This is a genomic window from Halorhodospira sp. 9628, from assembly GCF_022228075.1.
In the GTDB taxonomy this organism is placed as follows: Bacteria; Pseudomonadota; Gammaproteobacteria; order Nitrococcales; family Halorhodospiraceae; genus Halorhodospira; species Halorhodospira halophila_A.
On sequence record NZ_JAJNRF010000001.1, the window covers coordinates 486777 to 504340 of the forward strand.

Sequence of the window (17564 nt, forward strand, 5' to 3'; positions counted from 1 at the left end):
ACCCGTAGGAGGCGCCATGGCGAAGAAACTCCACATCCTGGTCGTGGACGACGCGACCTTTACCCGGGATCTGGTGAAAAAGGGGGTCAAGCTCGGCTACCCTGGGTTCGTCGTACACGAGGCCGCCAATGGACGGCAGGCGCAGGCGAAGCTGACCACGGGCGGCTTTGATCTGGTGCTGTGTGACTGGGAGATGCCCGAGGTGAGTGGCCTCGAGGTTCTCGAATGGATGCGCGCCGACGAGAACCTGGCCGAGGTGCCCTTCGTGATGATCACCAGCCGCGGGGACCGGGAGCACGTGGTCCAGGCGGTGGAGCGTGGCGCCACCAACTACATCGTCAAGCCGTTTACCAACGAAAAGCTCTACGAAGTCGTCACCCGTGCACTGACCAAGTCGCTGGGTGTCTCCGCCAAGGCGTTGAAAAAGCTCGGCGGGGGCGAGACCCAGGTGCAGGGCGGCGACTCGGCGGCGGTGCTCGCCGGGGGGCTTTCCGGGGATCTGAATATCGCTGAACGGCTGGAGACCGGTGCCGGCGGTAGCGGCGCCCGCAAGGAACGTGCGGTGCCCCGCGACAAGGTCATCGCCCAAGTGCGCCATTCAGGCGGGACGATCGGCTGCCTGGTCAAGGAGATCGATTTCAACCAGGTCGTGGTGGTCTTCAAGCGCCCCGAGCGCATGCCGACCCTGCTCGAGCAGGCCACCTTCGATTTCACCACCGAGGAGGACGGGCGGACATCCCGGATGAACGCCTACATCCACGCCCTGCAGGCGGGCGAGAAGCGTCAGGACACCGACATCCTGCGCATGACCCTGCGCTTTGTGGATGACGATCCCGAAAAGCAGGATCACCTCGGATACTATTTCAATGTCATTGACGGCTGAGAGCCGCGTTGTATTCGCGAAGCAGTCCGGAGCCGACCATGTCGACGGAAACCGTGCAGCCAGAGATCCAGAGCAGCGCCCCCGATGAGGGCGTGATCCCGGACCCGACGGAGATGGACTCGCGGGCCGCCGAGGCCGCGACCTTCCTCAAGGCCCTGGCCAACGAGCGGAGGTTGATGATCCTCTGCCATCTGGTCGCCGGCGAGCGCTCCGTCGGGGAGCTGGAACAGCTCCTGAAGATGCGCCAGCCGGCGCTATCCCAGCAGCTGGCGCGCCTGCGCGAGGAGGGGATCGTGGCCACCCGGCGCGAGTCGCGAACCATCTACTACCGCCTGGCCAGCCCCGAGACCGAGGCGTTGCTCGAGCGCCTCTACGAACTCTTCTGCCAGCAGTCGTAGAGCACCCCGCAGCCGCCGGCATGGGCCGCCGCGGTTGCGGGGCGGGCCACGCCGGCGAGTGCACGGGAGGGTTCAGAAGCGATAGCGCACCCGGGCGTAGAGGTTGGAATCCCGCTCGAACTGGCCGTAGAAGGTGTGCTCGTTATCGCCACCGAACAGATTCCCGCCCACGGAGTAGGTGAGCGCATCCGAGGCGCGGTAGCGCACGGACGGACGCAGGTAGTAATCGGCGTCGTCCGGTGAATAGAAGGCGAACAGCGACCAGGTCAGGTTGTCCCGCCACATGCTGTAGGTCAGCCGCGTGGTGACCACCTGGCGGTACTCTTCGGGCAGGAGTTCGTCGTCAGCCTGCCACTGGGCCTCTAGGTCGTCGTGGTCCTGCAGCCACTCCAGGTAGTACTGCAGGCCTACGTCCAGATTGGTGACCGCCTCCCACGTGTAGCCGAGCAGCAGGCGCGCCTCCGAGTTGGGCACGTCGCCGCTGCGCTCCCCGTCGCGGTTGTCCACCGAGTCGTAGTAACCGACCTCGGCGTTGGCGATGCCCGGCCCGATCCGGTCGCGGATGCTGGCGCCGTAGGCGTTGAGCCGGGCGTGGGTGACGCGGCCATTATCCAGTTGCTGCTCCGGCTGCGGGAAGAAGCCGCGGTAAAAGTACCCGGCCAGCTCGGCGCTGCCGATACGGTGGGTCAGCCGTGCCGCCAGCTCGCCGTCGTCGGGGAAGGTCTCCGGGTCGTCGGTGCGCGGTGGGTCTACCGTTCTGCGCATGTTGTTGGGGTCAAAGCTGAAGAAGCTCAGCCGCTCCCCGTCGGGGTAGTCGTCGGGCTCGAAGACCGGGGTCCAGACCAGGTCGAGGGTCACGTTGTCGCCGTACCAGGTGCCGCGTACCGCGTCGGACGGGCCCTGCAGATAGTCTTCGTCGCGGCCGGTGAGAAACGAGTTGAAATCCTTGGGGAAGAGGTCGTTGATGAAGAGCAGGTCGCCGGTGCCCCAGGCCAGCACCTGGCGGCCGACGCGCATGTCCAGTCGCTGCCCAAGCGGGAAGGCCACCCGGGCCTCGCGCAGTTCCCCGCGTACCTCCTCGGTGACCTGATCGGCAACGGCGTCGCCGCGGACGCGGAGATCGAAGCGGCGCCAGTCGGCCCGTGCCTCCAGGCGCAGGCGGGCCTCGGCCAGGTTGTAGTCCTTGTCGAGGAGGCGGTTGTCGCGGACGTGGTGGCCGCCGGCGAGCTCCACGAAACCGTCCACTTCAAAGGGCAGCCACTGCTCCTCCTCCTCCCAGGGGTCATCGGCCCACGGGTCGTCGTCCCAGTCGGCGAGGGCCGGTGTGCCGGTCCCGGCCGCCAGGGCCAGGCCGGCCAGCCAGCCGGGCAGGGCGTGGCGTCGGCGGAGACGGACGCTTCTCGCGTGTGCCGGGCTCATCCTCGCTCACCTCCTCAGCCAGTCGCGGGGCGGGTTGCGCAGGCTGCGTTGGGTGAAGACGCTCTCCGGCAGGCCCAGGTCGTACTCCTGGCCGCGGAACTGGACCTCGGTGTGGCCCCCCATGCGCTCGTCCTCGACGCGCATGCGCATCGGTGTCGGGTAGCCGTCGATCTCTTCCACATCGGAGCTCTCGATGCGCCGGTAAACGGTGCCATCGTCGTCCTCGTACTCCGTGGTCAGTGGCAGGTAGGTCTCGCGGTCGATCCACGTGGTGTAGGCCGCGAACTCCACATTCCCGCCATCCCGCGGGGTAGAGCGCACCTTGTAATGGTCGTCGGTGACCTCCACCAGCTCGTGGTCGTCGTCCTCCAGGTGGCGGCCGGAGACGTCCTCGTAGAAGACGTGGGAGCCGACGAAGCTGGTCCGCTTGTCGCCCGGAGCGATGCGCCGCTCCAGGTCCTGATCCGGGAGGTAAAGCCAGCGGTCGTCATCACCGCCGGGGTGTTTCTCCACCAGGAAGACGACGCCGCGGAACTCCGACGGCCGACTGAAGACCACCAGGTACTGCTGATCGCCGCCGTCCTCGACATCCCGGCGCAGGATGGTGAACTGCCGGGTCTGGGTGCGGTCGCGTTCGTCGACGATGCGCATGCGCGCCTCGGACCGGCCGTCCTCGCCGGCGTAGTAGGCGGCGAGGTTGGCCCGCTCGACGATGTCCCCCACCTCCGGCGTCTCCGCGGCCAGGGCGCCGAGGCCGGGGAAGGCGAGCAGCAGGGTCGTGAGCAGCGCGTTCCGCCCGCGCCGGCGCGGGTTGCCTGCCGGGACGAAGTCCTTGGGGCTGTGCAGGGTTCGGTCCATGGCTTACACCTCCTGTTGCGGTTGCGCCGGTTGCCGGGCGTGGGGGAAGAAGAGGCCGGGGGCGAAGCTGATGATCGCCGGCAGCGCCAGCAGGGTCACCAGCGCCGAGGCGGCCATGATGCTGGCCAGGAAGGTGCCGACGGTGATGTACGGCACCAGCGGGGCGGCGAGCAGGGGCAGGAAGCCCACGGCGATGACGATGGCGTTGCGGGTGATGGCGCAGGCTGGCTCGCGGAAGACCTGGGTCAGGGCGCTGCGCCACTCGCCGGTCTGCTCCAGGGCCATGCGCAGGCGCTGGATGAAGTGGATGGCGAAGTCCACCGACAACCCGATAGACAGCGACGAGAGCACCGCCACGGGCATGTCGTAGTCCTTGCCCACCAGCCCCATGACCCCGTAGATGAAGGCGATGGTGACCGTCAGCGGGAGCATCGCCAGCAGGCCCAGTGTCAGGGAGCGGAATAGGGCGATCATCATCACCAGCACCACCGCGAAGGCGGAGAGCAGGGCGAAGAGCATCCCCTCGACCATCTCGCCCTGCCAGACCAGATTGATGTAGGTGGCGCCGGCCCAGTCTAGCTCGACGCCTTCCGGCGGCGGCTGGTCGGCGACGAAACGGTCCACGGCCTCGAGCACCCGGGCCATGTCCTGGTTGTCGCCGCTGGGCAGTTGGAGCCAGACGTTGGCCTCGGTGTAGTCCGGGGTCACGAAGCGCCACAGGTCGTGGGGGCGGTGGGAGCCCTGGAAGCTCAGGATCGCCTGGGAGACGCCGCCGGAGGTCCCGGGCAGGCGGTAGTCCTCCGGCTCGCCGCTGATCAGCTCCCGGTTGACGGTACGGACCAGATCGGCCAGCGAGTTCGCCTTGCCGACCACGCCGGCCCCCACGAGGTGCTCCTGCAGATCGACGATCCAGCCCAGGTGCTCCGGGTTCTGGAAGGCACGGGTCTCGGTCCGGGCCGCCTCGACGGCGTCGAGCAGGTCCTCCCAGTGCTCGGCCTCGTCGCGATCCACCTCGAAGAGCAGGTCATCGATCTCGGTGGCCAGTGCCTCCATGCGGTCGCCGATCGGGCCCTCGTCGGTCGTCTCGGCCTGCAGCCGCTCCCAGCGCTCCGCCAGGTCGTATCCCTCGGCTTCGGCCGCCTCGAGGATCGCCTGCGCCTCGGCATCGAGCCGCTCGGCGACCTCCTCGAGGCCGGTCTGGCGCAGCCGGATGTACGCCTCGTAGGTCCCGGCGAATCGGTCATTGAGGACCTCGTCGGCGACACGGATATCGTGGTTGGCCTTGAACCAGCGGGTTGGATTGTCGTTGATCTGGATCTGGGTGATGCCGAAGACCGCGATGGCCACCAGGCCCACCAGTGCGCCGACGATCCAAGCCCGGCCGCGCACGGCCAGGCGGCCGGTGGCGTCGAGCACCGCGCACATGGGGGATCCTTCCGTGTCGTTTTGCTGGCGCCGGACCCGCTCGGCCATGCGGTCCAAGTTCTTGCGCGAGAGGCTACCGACATAGGCCGGGATGAAGGTGAGAGTCAGCACCAGGGCGAGCAGCACACCGAAGCTGATGAAGCCGCCGAAGACCTGCACCGGCGGGATCGGCGTGAACATCAGCGAGGCGAAGCCGACGCCGGTGGTCAGGGCGGTGAACAGCACCGGCTTGTAGAGTCGCTCCATGACGCCGGCCATCACCGCACGGGGGTCATCGCCGGGTCGGTAGCGGTCGGCGAAGTGCGACAGCACGTGGATGGAGGCGACCACGGCGATGGGCATGAGGAAGATGGGGATCATCGAGCTCATGATGTGCACCGTGAACCCGGTGCCGATGAGCAGCCCCATGGTGGCGATGACCGTGGTCAGGGCCAGGAGCATGGGGGCGATGACCAGCGGGATGTTGCGGAAGAAGAAGAGCATCACCAGGAAGATGATCAGCCCGGCCAGCGGTGCCGAGACGGCCATCTGCTGGAACATCTCCACGCCGAAGGTGTCCTGGGCGACGGGCTGGCCGGTAATGTGGAGTTCGTCCTCGACGCCGATCGCCTCGGCCGCGGCGCGGATCTCGCCGGCGATGCGGTGGCTGTGATCCTTGCTCTCGATGGGCACGAATATGCCCGCCGCGGTGCCGTCCTCGGAGGCGAGCGTGCCCTGGTACATGGGCAGCCGCTCCACGGCGGCGCGGATGCGGTCGGCCTCCTCCTGGCTCTCCGGTGGCGCCGGGATCAGCCAGTCGTAGTCGATGGTCCCCGGTGCCGCCTGCTCGACATTGTCCACGGCGGCCATGGAGAGCAGATCACGCCGGACGACGCCGTCGATCTGCTCGATAGCCCGGGTGAGCTGGTAGTGGGCGGCGAGGGAGTCCGGGTTGAAGACACCCTCGGGGTGGTCGTCGTTGACCTGGCCGACGACGATCATGTCGTGAAGGTTGAACTGCTCCTGGACCTGGTCGTGGAGCACGCGGTCGGCCTGATCTGCCGGGAGCATGTTCTCGGGGTCGGTATCGATCTGGATGCGCGGGATCAGGGCGCCCAGGGTGACCACCAGCAGAGCCATCGCCGCGAAGATCCATCGCCGGTGGTCGACGCACCAGCGTGCCAGCCTCTCGCCCATCGGGAACTCCCTTTTCGATCTGCTCGCATTCAAGCGCCGTAATATGAGAGTATACGCATATTAGAGTTCACGCATCAATGAGGCCCTGCGTCGGGCCGGCGCACTGCGAAAAGCGAGGTCATGGGCATGGCACATTCGGAACCGGACGCGGAGACCCTGGCGTTCATTGCGGCTCAGTTCCGGGCTCTGGGCGAGCCGCTGCGCTTGCAGCTGCTCCACGCCCTGCGCGACGGCGAGAAGAGCGTCGGCGAGCTGGTGGCGCTGACCGGCTCGTCGCAGCCGAACATCTCCCGGCATCTGGCCGTGCTGCGCCAGCACGGGCTGGTTCGACGGCGCAGCTGCGGTACGTTGGCCTACTTCGCGATTGCCGCCCCGCACGTGTTCGATCTGTGTGATGCCGTCTGCGGCGTCGATGGCCGCATGCGCTCGGCGACCCCGCAGCGGCCGTCCGGCGCGACCTGACCGCAGCGGGCCTGTCCGGTGGACCGCGCTTACCTGTTAGACTGAGCCGCCATCGACGGGTCGACAGAAGGCGAACAACATGGCCGCAGGAAAGGAGGGCGTGCCGCGTTTCGAGCCCGCCCAGGCGGTACGCATCCTGGCGTGGATGCGCATCACCGCCACCACAGGGCAGATGATCACCGTCCTCTTCGTCCACTTCGGACTGGGCCTGACCCTGCCGCTGGTGCCCCTGCTGCTGACCATCACCGTTCTGGCGTCGTGGAACGTCTTCGCTTTCTGGCGTCTGCGCAACACCCCCGAGCAGATCTCCCAGTCGGAGGTCGTGTTCAACGTCCTCATCGATGTCGTGGCACTGACGGTGCTGCTCGGGCTCACCGGGGGGCCCTCGAACCCGTTCGTCTCCCTCTACCTCGTCCCGGTTGCGCTGTCCGCCGTCGCCATGCCGGCCAATCTGGCGCTGGTGGTGGCGATCCTCTGCGTCGTGCTCTACGGCCTGCTGCTGGCGGTCTATCTGCCCATGGACGGGCCCCACCCGATCATCGGCGGGGATTTTAACCTGCACATGATCGGCATGTGGGTGAACTTCGTGATCTCTGCATGGATGATCACGGTGTTCGTCCGTTTCATGTCTTCGGTGCTGCGCCGCCAGGACTGGCGCCTCTCCAGGGCCCGGGAGCATACCCTGCGCAACGAGCAGATCGTGGCCCTTGGCACGGTGGCCGCCGGGGCCGCCCATCAGCTGGGCACGCCGTTGTCGACGATGTCCATGGTCGTCGACGAGTTGCGCCAGGAACGCCGGGACGATACCGAGCTGCAGCAGGATCTCGAGCTGCTGCATTCGCAGCTTGCGGTGTGCAAGGAAACGCTGGAAGATCTGAAGGACGCGGGCGCAGCCGGAAGCGATCAGGGCGGGCGCACGGTCTCTCTGCAGCGGCATGTGGCGCGTATCGTGGATACTTGGCGCCTGATGCACCCGAAGATCGAGCCGAGCGTGACGTACCAGGAGCCTTTCGTGGACGTCGAGATCAGCCAGGATCCGACCCTCATGCATGCGCTGCTCAACCTGCTGAACAACGCCGCCGAGGCGTCTTTGGAGAATCACCGCAGCGGGGTCGAGGTCTCGATCAGCAGCGACGGCGAAAGACTGACCCTGGTCATCGACGACGAGGGCACCGGCCTCGATTCCGAGCGCGTGCGCCATGCCGGCCGGGTGGTCCAGACAACGAAGCCGTCGGGCATGGGCATCGGGCTGGTGCTGGCCAACGCCACGGTGGATCGTTTCGGCGGGAGCGTCACCCTGATGGATTCGCCGAAGGGCCAGGGTGCGCGAACGAGGATCGAAGTCTCCCTCGAGCTGCTGCGGGCGGACAACAACCGCGGCGTTGAATGAGGGAGGGAGCCGGTGAGGCTTGAGGAGGAGAGGAGGTAGACCATGTTGAACGGGCCATCGATTCTGATCATCGATGACGATACGACCTTCTCCCAGGTGCTGGGGCGCTCGCTCTCGCGCCGGGGCTGTCAGGTGGATTCGGCGGAAGAGCCGGAGACCGCCCTGCAAAAGGCGCGCAGTCAGCAGCCACAGTACGTGGTGCTGGATCTGAAGCTCGGCGAGCACTCCGGACTGAACCTGGTCGAGCCACTTCGGGATGCGCTGCCGCAGGCACGCATCTTGGTACTGACCGGGTATGCCAGCATCCCCACCGCCGTGGAGGCTATCAAGCGCGGGGCTTACAACTACCTGCCCAAGCCCACGGACGCGGACACCGTGCTTGCCACCCTGGAGGGCAAACCCACTGCAGAGCCGGAAAAGCCCCCGCAGAAGCCGATGTCGCTGCGGCGGCTGGAGTGGGAGCAGATCCAGCGGGTGCTCAACGAGCACGACGGCAACATCTCGGCGGCGGCCCGGGCACTCGGGATCCATCGGCGCACGCTGCAGCGCAAGCTCAGCAAGCGACCGGTCAAGCAATAGTCGCGCGCTGTTTGCACGGGCGTGAATGCTCCGATATGTTCCGGGGAGGGTCGCCGAGCGACCCGATCCGTGAACTCAAGGAGCGATGCCCAGATGCGAGCTTTTAACAAGGTTTTGGCAGCGGCCGCAATGGCCGCTGCCGGGGTAGGGCTGGCCCAGGCCGACGGTCACGGCCCGGACAAGCTGTTCGTCAGCGTGACCTCTGACGATCTGCAGACCCAAGGCATGTCCATGATCCTCGCCACCCAGGGTATGCAGCAGGGCCAGGAACCACGCATCCTGCTCTGCGGCCCCGGGGCCGAGATGGCCACGGACGACTACTCGGCCGATGCCCTGGAGCCGGCCGGTGCCAATCCGCAGCAGATGATGCGCAACCTGATCGATGAAGGCGTTCAGGTCGAGGTCTGCGCCATTTTCCTGCCCAACACCGACTACACCGAGGACGACCTGATCGAGGGCGTCGGTGTGGCGGAGGCGCCGGAGGTGGCCGAGTACATGGCTGACCCGAGTGTCCGCCACTTCTCCAACTGACGGCCAGGCTGCCGGCCCCTGTCCGACGAAGGGCCGGCAGCCGCTGCGATCGCCGGCGCAGGGCGGTGCGGAACGGTCCGCGCAGGATCTGCTGATCCAGTTGCAGGGCGTGTGCAAGGGCTACCCGGAGGGCGGAGCCGTTCGCGTGGTCCTCGAGGATCTGGATCTGGCCATCCGTCGCGGCGAATCCGTGGCCGTGATCGGCCCGAGCGGCTCGGGCAAATCCACGCTGCTCAACCTGATCGGGGCCATGGAGGCACCGGATCGCGGGGCGCTGAGGTTCGACGGCATGGATCTGGCGAGGCTGGACGAAACCGCCCGAACGCTCTTCCGGCGCCGTCATCTCGGTTTCATCTTTCAACAGCTCAATCTCGTCCCGACGCTGACCGTGCTCGAGAATCTGCTCCTTCCGCTGGAGCTCAATGGGGCCCTGGATCGGGACGGAAGGCGCCACGCCAGGGCGCTGCTGGAACGCGTCGGACTGCAGGGACGGGAGGGCACCTTCCCGGAACACCTCTCCGGCGGCGAGCGGCAGCGGGTTGCCGTCGCCCGGGCCCTGGTGCACGGCCCCGGGCTTCTCCTTGCCGACGAGCCCACGGGCAGCCTCGACAGGGAGACGGCCCGAACCGTACTCGGGTTGTTCAATGAGCTCCGCCGTGAGCGTGGCATGACCGCCCTGATCGCAACCCACGCCAGCGAGGTGGCGGCCGCCGCCGATCGGGTGGTTGCACTGCAGGGTGGCCGGCTCGATGAGGTGTCTGCAGCGTGATCCTGGCCCGGGCTGGATGGCGCCATCACCTGCGCCACCCCTGGCAGGCGGCGCTGGCGATCCTCGGCGTGGCGCTCGGGGTGGCGGTGGTCGTTGCCGTCGAACTCGCCAACGCCTCCTCGGAGCGGGCATTCACGCGTTCGGCGGAGGCCCTCACCGGGCAGGCTACCCACCGGATCACGGCCGGCACCGCCGGGGTGGAGGAAAGCCTTTACACCCGGTTGCGGCATGCCGGTATTCGCCCCTCGACCCCGGTGGTCGAAGGACACGTCACAGGTCCGGACGGGCCGTTGCGCGTGCTCGGCATCGATCCCTGGGCCGAGTCGGGGGTCCGCGAGGCGGTAGCCGGTGCCGCTCGTGCGGTGGATGCTGCCCTCTGGCTCGATCGGGACGATCTGGTGGTGCTCTTCCGGGACGATGCGCGGCGGCTGGGGGTCACCGAGGGAGACCCCTTGGCGGTGGAGGTCGCCGGGCGCGAGCACCGGCTGGAGGTGGCTGCGGTGGTTGAGGCTCCGGATCGCCTGACCGCTGAGGGGCTGCGGGATACCGTCGTAGTGGACGTGGCCACCGCTCAGGAGCTGCTCGACCGGCTCGGGCGCCTCGACCGCATCGATCTGGTGATCCCCGAGGGAGCAGCCGGAGCGGTTCGCCTGGCTCGCGTGCAGGAATTACTGCCCGATGGCGCAGTGATCGGCGAGGCCCAGGAAGGCGCGGCTGCCCTCGACGAAATGACCGCGGCCTTTCGCCTCAACCTGACCGCCTTCAGCCTGCTGGCCCTGCTGGTGGGCGCGCTGCTCATCTACAACGCAATCTCCTTCTCCGTGGTCCAGCGCCGGGCGTTGATCGGTCGGCTGCGAGCCCTCGGAGTCGGTCGCGGGCGGCTGTTCCGCGCGGTGGTTACCGAGGGGGTCGTGCTCGGGATCGCCGGCACGCTGGCGGGTCTGCCCCTCGGCTACCTGCTGGCTGACGGATTGCTCGAACTCGTGACACGGACCATCACCGACCTCTACTTCGTCCACAACGTCCGTGAGGTTGCGCTTGCACCCACGGCGCTTTTCATGGCCGCGGCGCTGGGGGTGGTGGCGGCCGCACTGGCGGCCGCCGCGCCGGCCTGGGAAGCTGCCTCGGTTGCCCCGCGCACGGCCTTGGACCGCGCCACGCTGGAGGGGCGTGCACGTCGCTGGGTGCGCCCGCTGGCCGGGGGCGGGTTGTTGCTCGGTGCCGCCGGAGTCGGTCTCCTGTGGGGTGGCAGCGGCGGCCTGGTGGTGGGTTTCGGTGGCGTCTTTGCCCTGCTGGTCGGTGCGGCGCTCTTGGTGCCCTGGGCCGTGGGAGGGCTGGCCGGCGCGCTTGCCGGTCCGGCCGGTTGGCTGCTCGGGGCGCCGGGACGCATGGCCGCGCGGGGCGTGGCGGCCGGGCTGTCGCGCAGCGGGGTGGCGGCCGTGGCGCTGGTGGTTGCGGTGACGGCGGTCATCGGGGTGAGCGTCATGATCGACAGCTTTCGCGGCAGCCTGGCTACCTGGCTGGACAGCACGCTGTCGGCGGATGTCTATGTCAGCGCCCCGTCCCAGACCGGCGAGCCGCCGCCGGAGTTGCCGCCGCAGCTGCACGAGCGTTTGGCCGAAGTAGAAGGGGTCGAGTCGGTGGCGACCTCGCGCCAGTTGCGGGTTCCCTCCGAGTTCGGCGAGATCCAGCTCCGTGCCTTTGATCACGGTCCGGTTGGTGATGCCGGCATGGCGTACAAGGAGCGGGGGCCGGCGGCCTGGGACCGTTTCGAGCGGGGAGAGGGCGCCTACATCACCGAGCCCTTCGCTGCCCACCACAATCTCGAGGTCGGCGATCGGGTGGCCATCCGGACGCCCGCCGGCGAGCGGCACCTCCCGGTGCTCGCCGTGGTTCACGACTACACGACGAGTCAGGGTGCTGTGTTCGTGGCGCGGGGGTTCTACGACGAGCACTGGCAGGACGACGCCGTCGACGGCCTGGCCGTCCACGCCGGGGCGGGGATCGACACCGACGCCCTGATCGCTGCGCTGCGCGAGGCCACCGGTGACGAGGCCGGAGTGCTCACCTTCCGCTCCGATGCCGAGATTCGGCGCCTGTCGCTGGACGTGTTCGACCGCACCTTCGCCGTGACGCGGGTTCTGCAGTTGCTGGCCACCATCGTCGCGGCTGTCGGCGTCTTCGGTGCTCTGCTGGCGCTCGCCCTGGAGCGCAGTGGCGAGGTGGCGGTTCTGCGTGCCTTGGGACTGACGCCGGCGCAGGTCTGGACGCTGGAACTGGCCCGCACGGGATTGCTGGGTGCGTTTGCCGGCGTTCTGGCCATCGTGCCGGGCCTTGCCCTGGCACTTGCCCTGACCGACGTGATCAACCAGCGCGCGTTTGGCTGGAGCCTGCAGTTCCAGGTGGATCCGGCCGTGCTGGCACAGGCCGTGGCCCTGGCGACCGTGGCCGCCTTGCTCGCCGGGCTCTATCCCGCCTACCGTGCAGCCAGAGTACCCCCGGGGGAGGCGATGCGTGAGGATGGCTGAGCGACTCGGCAGGTTACTCCGCGGCGGCGTGGTTGTCGTCACGGTCTTGCTGCTGGCCGGGTGCACGGATCCGCCGGAGCAAAACGGCGCAGCCGGGCAGCAGGGGGTCACGGTTGCCGGGGCGCTCTCCGGCGAACAGGATGCGCAGGGCTTCGCCCGGGCCCTGGGGCCGCGGCCGCTGGTCTTTCCCCGGGATCACGGGCCGCACCCCGACTACCGTCACGAATGGTGGTATATCACGGGCAATGTGTTCGACGAGGACGGTCGTCACTTCGGATTCCAGGTCACCTTCTTCCGTTTCGCCCTGTCCCCCGAGCCGGCCCCGCGCCGTTCGGCCTGGGGGACCAATCAGTTGTGGATGGCCCACTTCGCCGTGACGGACACCGAGGGGGAGACCTTCCACCACTTCGAGCGGCTGGCGCGGGGCGCTGTCGGCCTGGCTGGGGCCCGACCCGACCCGTTCCGGGTGTGGTTGGAGGACTGGGAAGTCCGCGGTGCGCCAGGCCAGGGGCTGAACCGGTTGCGGACCCGGCTCGAGGCCGAGGGGGTCGTGCTGGAACTGGATCTGCGGGCGCGCAAGCCGATGGTGTTCCAGGGCGAGGACGGCTACAGCCGCAAGGGCGACGACCCCGGTAACGCCTCCTACTACTACACGCTCCCTCGGCTACAGGCGGCTGGGCGTCTGGCGGTGCCCGACGGCGAGCACACGGTCTCGGGGAGCGCCTGGATCGATCGGGAGTGGGGCAGCAGCACCCTGAGTGAGGAGCAGACCGGATGGGACTGGTTCTCGATTCAGCTCGACGATGACCGCGAACTGATGTTCTATCACTTGCGCCGGGAAGATGGCAGCATCGATCCGAGAAGCAAGGGCGGCTGGGTGGAGGCCGATGGTCGTCACCGCGTGGTCACTCGAGACGACGTGCACCTCGAGGTGCTCGAGCACTGGACCAGCCCTGACGGCGAGGCCACCTACCCGGCGCGCTGGCGGCTAGAATACCCGGAGGAGGAGTTGACCCTGGAGCTCGAGCCTGTGCTGGCGGATCAGGAGCTGCGCGACGGGTTTCGATACTGGGAGGGTGCGCTGCGCGGTCGTGGCGAGGCTGCCGGCCGCCCGGTGAGCGCGGTCGGCTATGCGGAACTGACTGGCTACGTCGATTAGGAGGGGGAGTCGTGCGCAAGATCCTATATGCCACCGATCTCAGCGAACGGACCGAGGCAGCGGCGCAGCGCAGTCTGGATCTGGCTCGCTTGCACGGGGCCGAACTGCGGGCGCTGCATGTCATCGAGGCCGATCTCGAGGAGGAGACCTTGCGCCTGCTGTTCCGCGAGCAGGGCGGCGGCGCGCAGCAGGCGACCCGTGAGCTGGAGCGGGCCAGTGAGGCGCGAATGAACGAGCAGCTCAGTGCCATCGCCGGCGGTGGGGCGGACCCGGCGTGGTCGGTCGGTTGCCGGTGGGGACGTGGTGCGGCTGAGATCGCTGCAGAGGCGCGGGAGTGGGGAGCCGATCTGGTCACGATTGGTGCCCACGGGAGGCGCGTGGTACGGGATCTGTTCCTCGGCGCAACCGCGGAGCGCCTGGCACACGAGCGCGCCGGGCCTATCCTGGTGGTCAAGCGCCCGCCGCAGGGCGGTTACCAGCGGGTACTGGTGGCCGTGGACGGGTCCGGACGCTCGCGACACGCTGTCGAAGCGGCCGCCCGCCTGGCCCCGGACGCCGCGCTGCAGCTGCTCGGCGTTCACGATACGACACCGCTGGAGCGGATCTACGGGGCGGGCGAGGGGGCTGCTACAGAGCTCCAGGCGGCCCTGCAGGACGGGCGGCAGCAGACCGCCGAGGCCCTGGGTCGCCTCGTGGACGAGTTGCCGGTGCGGGATCGCGTCGACCACTTCGAGGCCCGCGGCGGCGATCCGGCGACGGTGATCCGTCAATTCGCCGAGGAGGCGGATGTCGATCTGGTTGCCATGGGGACGCGGGGCCTCTCCCGCTGGCAGGGTGCCCTGCTCGGCAGCGTTGCCCGCCGTGTCGCCCACGAGAGCGAGCGCGATGTCTTGCTGACCAGCGGCGAGGGCTGAGCGCCGGCGCGGATCTCAGGTGCTGAGGGCCTCGCGGAAGGGCTCCGGGGTGCGGCGCGGCCGGCGTGCGGTGTAGTCGAAGAAGGCGATGGTCGTCCGGGCACGGGCGACCTCCCTGGCGTCTGCCGGGCGCTCGACGCGGTAGAAGAGTTCGGCCCTACTACGTCCGATCGTGCCGGCGCCGACGGCGATGGTCAGGGCGTCGCCGTGGAAAGCCTCGGCCCGGTACGCTACCTCCAGCTCGCTGATGACGATACCGGCTCCGCCACAGTCCCCCTCACTGAAGCCGTAGTGGGCCAGAAAACCCACCCGGGCCTCGTGGAGCAGGGAGACTAGGGCGTCGTTGCCCAGGTGGCCGCCGTAGTTGACGTCGGTGATGCGCACCGAAAGCTCGGTGGCGAAGGGCAGATGCTCGGGCAGTTCGATCGTCATGGTGGCGATCATAAGGATCGGCGGTTGCCATCGCCAGCACAAGACGGGTGGCTAGAGGGCCGTCCGCAGCTCCACGCGGCGGTTGCTCGCCAGCTCGTGGATGTCCTGTTCAGCGTTGTCCTCGTCGATAAGCCGCGCCTCGATCTCGATCCGGTCCTCGGGTAGGCCGAGGTGCACTAGCTCGTCCCGGACCGCCGCAGCGCGCGCTTCGGCAAGTTGCTCGTTGATCTCCGGACTGCCCCGCGTATCCGCATAGCCGATGGATAGCACCACGCCCCAGTGCGGGTTGTCCTCGACGGCGCGGACGAACCGCCGGATCTCGTCTAGAGCGTTGCGGGTGAGGTCGTCGCTGCCCGTGGCGAAGTAGACCTCGGTGCGCGGCCCGCGTGGCAGGCGCGGGAGGTTGCCCTCCCAGGTTGGGCCGTCACTGTCCGCCATGGGTTCGCCGGTGCGGCCAGGGATAACCTGGCCGCGGGTGGCGGTGCCGGCGTCGACGCGCTCATGACGGGCGATGCACTCGCGGTAGTGGCCGAGCGCCCGCTGGAAGGCGGCCGGGGTCAGCCCGATCTCGATCAGCTCCCCGCTGTATCCGGCCTCGTAGCGGATCTGTGGCTCGCGCCCGTCGCGCAGGGCGTCGAGTAGCCACTGCGTCGTCCGGCGGCTGAAACGCAGTGTCCGCGTGTCCGGGTGCAGACGCACCGGCTCGACATGGCGGCGCCGATCCCCGCCCCAGGCTGGCTCGCCAATATAAAGATCCCCCTCGATTTCTTCCCGGGGAGGGCGATTGGCGAAGAAACTCAGATACTGTCGACCGTCATGCCGGTAGCTGATTAAGGCCACCCCTTTTCCGGGGATTTCGTGGGCCATATGGCACCCGGAACGCCCCTCGAAGGCGTGCCATTGCGCGCCATGCGGGTCCATGCGGTGCGTCTGCTGCCCGCTGACAGCCCCGGCGCTTACGCAAATTGCCGCAGCGCAGGCGAAAACGATTGCAAGGGTCCGGGTACGATGATTCATCATGTCCAACATATCGGCATTTGCGCGGGAAACTGAAGTGGAGGGAAAGGGATTCCACAAGGGGGTACAGGGGTGCGGTTATACGCCACCACACAGCGCCCCCATTCCTGCGTTAGTGTTTAGGTCATCGTGGAGGTCGAGCGCTGGACCAGATAGGCAAGGGCTCGGCACACGAACGAACCTCGAAGACTGGGCGGGCCCAGCGTACCGACCCAGCGCTTTGAGGAAGGTCGGCACCCAGGTGCCGGCTGCACGGGAAGTCCCACGTTAGCGTGGGCGACCACCCCCTACCGCGCGGGGGTAGAGCGCGGTACCGGCTGAAACGCTGAACGGAGGACGAAACGTATGGCCGATAACATGTCGCTGACGGGCCTTAGCGATGAGGAAGCTAAGGAGTTCCACAGCATCTTCATGCAGAGCTTCCTGATCTTCACGGCGGTGGCCGTCGTGGCCCACTTCCTCGCTTGGGCCTGGCGTCCGTGGATCCCCGGTGCCGAGGGCTACGGCTCCGTCATCGAGGGTGTTCACAACGTGACCGCCGCTGTTTCCCAAATCGCGCCGCTTGCTGGTTAAGGAGATAGAACCATGTGGAGACTCTGGAAGCTTTACGATCCGCGCCGCGTCCTGATCGGCATCTTCTCCTGGCTGGCCGTGCTGGCCCTGGTGATCCACTTCATCCTGCTCAGCACTGATCGGTTCAACTGGGTCGGCGGTGCTGCGGTCAGCTCGGTGAGCGAGTCCGCTGAAGAGGTGTCCGCTCTGCCCCCGCGGCAGGTCTGACACCCGCTCCCGGGTCAGGTAGGAGGCTCTCCCGCTCTCTCGGAGTGGGGGAGGTTCCTCCCGGGAGAGCCTGCCAGACGCGGCAGGTTGTGAAGAAAAACGGGGCTTATGCCCCGTTTTTCTTTGTCTGTCCGCATTAGTCTCCTGTCTCCTCCGGGGGGTAGGCCGGTCCATACCGGCCTCCACCAGCCAAGCGGGGTGCCCGGGCGCCCTTTTACGTCCGGGCACCCATTCCCTACCGAATCATAGCGCCTGTATGGCGTCTGCGTGGTGCCTGCTAGCGGCGAAGGAGGCGGCCGGCGCGCATCCGCAGCCGTTGCCAGAAAGAGAGTCGGTCGATGAATAGGGTGCCGTCCAGGTGGTCGACCTCGTGGTGCAGGCAGACGGCCTCGAGGTTCTCCAGCTTGCAGTGGAACCGCTCACCGCTGGTGTCCTGAGCGCGGACACTGACCCGGGTGGGGCGCACCACCAGGCCTTGCTGACCGGGGACCGAGAGGCAACGCTCCTCGATGTAACCGGGCAGGCTGCTGCCGGTGATCTCCGGATTGATGAATACGCGCGGCGTCTGTGTCGGATCGGTGCAACAGACGACAATGCGCCGGCGGATATCCACCTGCGGGGCTGCCAGTCCGATGGCGGAGGCGGCGCGCATGGTCTCGATCATGTCATCGACCAGCTCACGGAGTTCCTGGTCGAAGGTCTCCACTGGCGCGGATGGTTCTCGCAGGCGGGGGTCGGGGTGTTCAAGGATGTCTAGCGTGGTCATGGAGGGGTCCTGACGAGAAAAAGGGGCGAGATCCGCAGACCCCGCCCCAGTGTCGAGCCGTCAATGGGCTGCTATCCG

Annotated in this window: 18 protein-coding genes; 12 read left to right on the forward strand and 6 right to left on the reverse strand. The window is 67.8% G+C overall.

The window, feature by feature from the left end; genetic code table 11:
- Window positions 1–16: 16 nt before the first annotated feature.
- Together LRG10_RS02215 and LRG10_RS02220 are read left to right on the forward strand one after the other, a co-directional pair.
- Complete coding sequence (locus LRG10_RS02215) at window positions 17–883, forward strand: response regulator (protein ID WP_201170523.1); 867 nt, start codon at window positions 17–19, stop codon at window positions 881–883.
- A gap of 38 nt (window positions 884–921) precedes the next feature.
- Entirely contained in the window at window positions 922–1281 is a 360-nt protein-coding gene (locus tag LRG10_RS02220) for a metalloregulator ArsR/SmtB family transcription factor (protein ID WP_201170521.1), read from the forward strand.
- Between the two features lie 72 nt (window positions 1282–1353).
- Here LRG10_RS02220 and LRG10_RS02225 read toward each other — a convergent pair whose 3' ends face one another.
- Genes LRG10_RS02225 through LRG10_RS02235 form a run of 3 tightly spaced genes read right to left on the reverse strand, consistent with a single transcriptional unit; the run spans window position 1354 to window position 6159 of the window.
- A complete protein-coding gene (locus LRG10_RS02225; RefSeq protein ID WP_238634600.1) occupies window positions 1354–2700 on the reverse strand; it encodes a hypothetical protein in 1347 nt (448 codons plus the stop codon).
- A 6-nt stretch (window positions 2701–2706) separates the two neighbouring features.
- On the reverse strand, window positions 2707–3558 hold the full coding sequence (locus LRG10_RS02230) for an outer membrane lipoprotein-sorting protein (protein WP_238634602.1): 852 nt from the start codon (window positions 3556–3558) through the stop codon (window positions 2707–2709).
- A 3-nt stretch (window positions 3559–3561) separates the two neighbouring features.
- Window positions 3562–6159 carry an RND family transporter gene (locus tag LRG10_RS02235; protein WP_238634609.1) on the reverse strand — a complete coding sequence of 866 codons (2598 nt, stop codon included), beginning with the start codon at window positions 6157–6159 and terminating at the stop codon, window positions 3562–3564.
- A 126-nt stretch (window positions 6160–6285) separates the two neighbouring features.
- Between LRG10_RS02235 and LRG10_RS02240 the strand changes: the two genes are divergently transcribed.
- The 8 genes from LRG10_RS02240 (at window position 6286) to LRG10_RS02280 (ending at window position 14491) form a co-directional block, all read left to right on the forward strand.
- Window positions 6286–6621 (forward strand): metalloregulator ArsR/SmtB family transcription factor, encoded by a 336-nt coding sequence (locus LRG10_RS02240; protein ID WP_238634611.1) that lies wholly within the window; start codon window positions 6286–6288, stop codon window positions 6619–6621.
- A gap of 79 nt (window positions 6622–6700) precedes the next feature.
- Window positions 6701–8011 carry an ATP-binding protein gene (locus tag LRG10_RS02245; RefSeq protein WP_201170510.1) on the forward strand — a complete coding sequence of 437 codons (1311 nt, stop codon included), beginning with the start codon at window positions 6701–6703 and terminating at the stop codon, window positions 8009–8011.
- A gap of 42 nt (window positions 8012–8053) precedes the next feature.
- Window positions 8054–8590 carry a response regulator transcription factor gene (locus tag LRG10_RS02250; protein WP_201170508.1) on the forward strand — a complete coding sequence of 179 codons (537 nt, stop codon included), beginning with the start codon at window positions 8054–8056 and terminating at the stop codon, window positions 8588–8590.
- Window positions 8591–8683: 93 nt separating this feature from the next.
- Window positions 8684–9121 carry a DsrE family protein gene (locus LRG10_RS02255; protein ID WP_201170507.1) on the forward strand — a complete coding sequence of 146 codons (438 nt, stop codon included), beginning with the start codon at window positions 8684–8686 and terminating at the stop codon, window positions 9119–9121.
- Between the two features lie 109 nt (window positions 9122–9230).
- Window positions 9231–9890: an ABC transporter ATP-binding protein gene (locus LRG10_RS02260; RefSeq protein WP_338018472.1), complete on the forward strand. Its 660-nt coding sequence runs from the start codon at window positions 9231–9233 to the stop codon at window positions 9888–9890.
- Window positions 9887–12418, forward strand: a complete 2532-nt coding sequence (locus LRG10_RS13145; protein ID WP_201170503.1) for an FtsX-like permease family protein — start codon at window positions 9887–9889, stop codon at window positions 12416–12418. The genes LRG10_RS02260 and LRG10_RS13145 overlap by 4 nt, the downstream gene beginning before the upstream one ends.
- Window positions 12411–13577, forward strand: a complete 1167-nt coding sequence (locus LRG10_RS02275; RefSeq protein WP_238634614.1) for a lipocalin-like domain-containing protein — start codon at window positions 12411–12413, stop codon at window positions 13575–13577. Before LRG10_RS13145 ends, LRG10_RS02275 begins: the two co-directional genes overlap by 8 nt.
- Window positions 13578–13588: 11 nt before the next feature.
- Window positions 13589–14491 (forward strand): universal stress protein, encoded by a 903-nt coding sequence (locus tag LRG10_RS02280; protein WP_201170501.1) that lies wholly within the window; start codon window positions 13589–13591, stop codon window positions 14489–14491.
- A gap of 15 nt (window positions 14492–14506) precedes the next feature.
- On the opposite strand, the gene LRG10_RS02285 is transcribed toward LRG10_RS02280, so the two are convergent.
- Window positions 14507–14923: a thioesterase family protein gene (locus tag LRG10_RS02285; protein WP_238634616.1), complete on the reverse strand. Its 417-nt coding sequence runs from the start codon at window positions 14921–14923 to the stop codon at window positions 14507–14509.
- Window positions 14924–14974: 51 nt separating this feature from the next.
- A complete protein-coding gene (locus LRG10_RS02290) occupies window positions 14975–15844 on the reverse strand; it encodes an OmpA family protein (RefSeq protein ID WP_201170500.1) in 870 nt (289 codons plus the stop codon).
- A 441-nt stretch (window positions 15845–16285) separates the two neighbouring features.
- Between LRG10_RS02290 and pufB the strand changes: the two genes are divergently transcribed.
- Window positions 16286–16513, forward strand: a complete 228-nt coding sequence (gene pufB, locus LRG10_RS02295; RefSeq protein WP_011814200.1) for a light-harvesting antenna LH1, beta subunit — start codon at window positions 16286–16288, stop codon at window positions 16511–16513.
- Between the two features lie 12 nt (window positions 16514–16525).
- Window positions 16526–16720 (forward strand): light-harvesting antenna LH1, alpha subunit, encoded by a 195-nt coding sequence (gene pufA / locus LRG10_RS02300; RefSeq protein WP_011814199.1) that lies wholly within the window; start codon window positions 16526–16528, stop codon window positions 16718–16720.
- Between the two features lie 277 nt (window positions 16721–16997).
- On the opposite strand, the gene def is transcribed toward pufA, so the two are convergent.
- On the reverse strand, window positions 16998–17486 hold the full coding sequence (def, locus tag LRG10_RS02305) for a peptide deformylase (protein ID WP_201170499.1): 489 nt from the start codon (window positions 17484–17486) through the stop codon (window positions 16998–17000).
- Window positions 17487–17564: the final 78 nt, after the last annotated feature.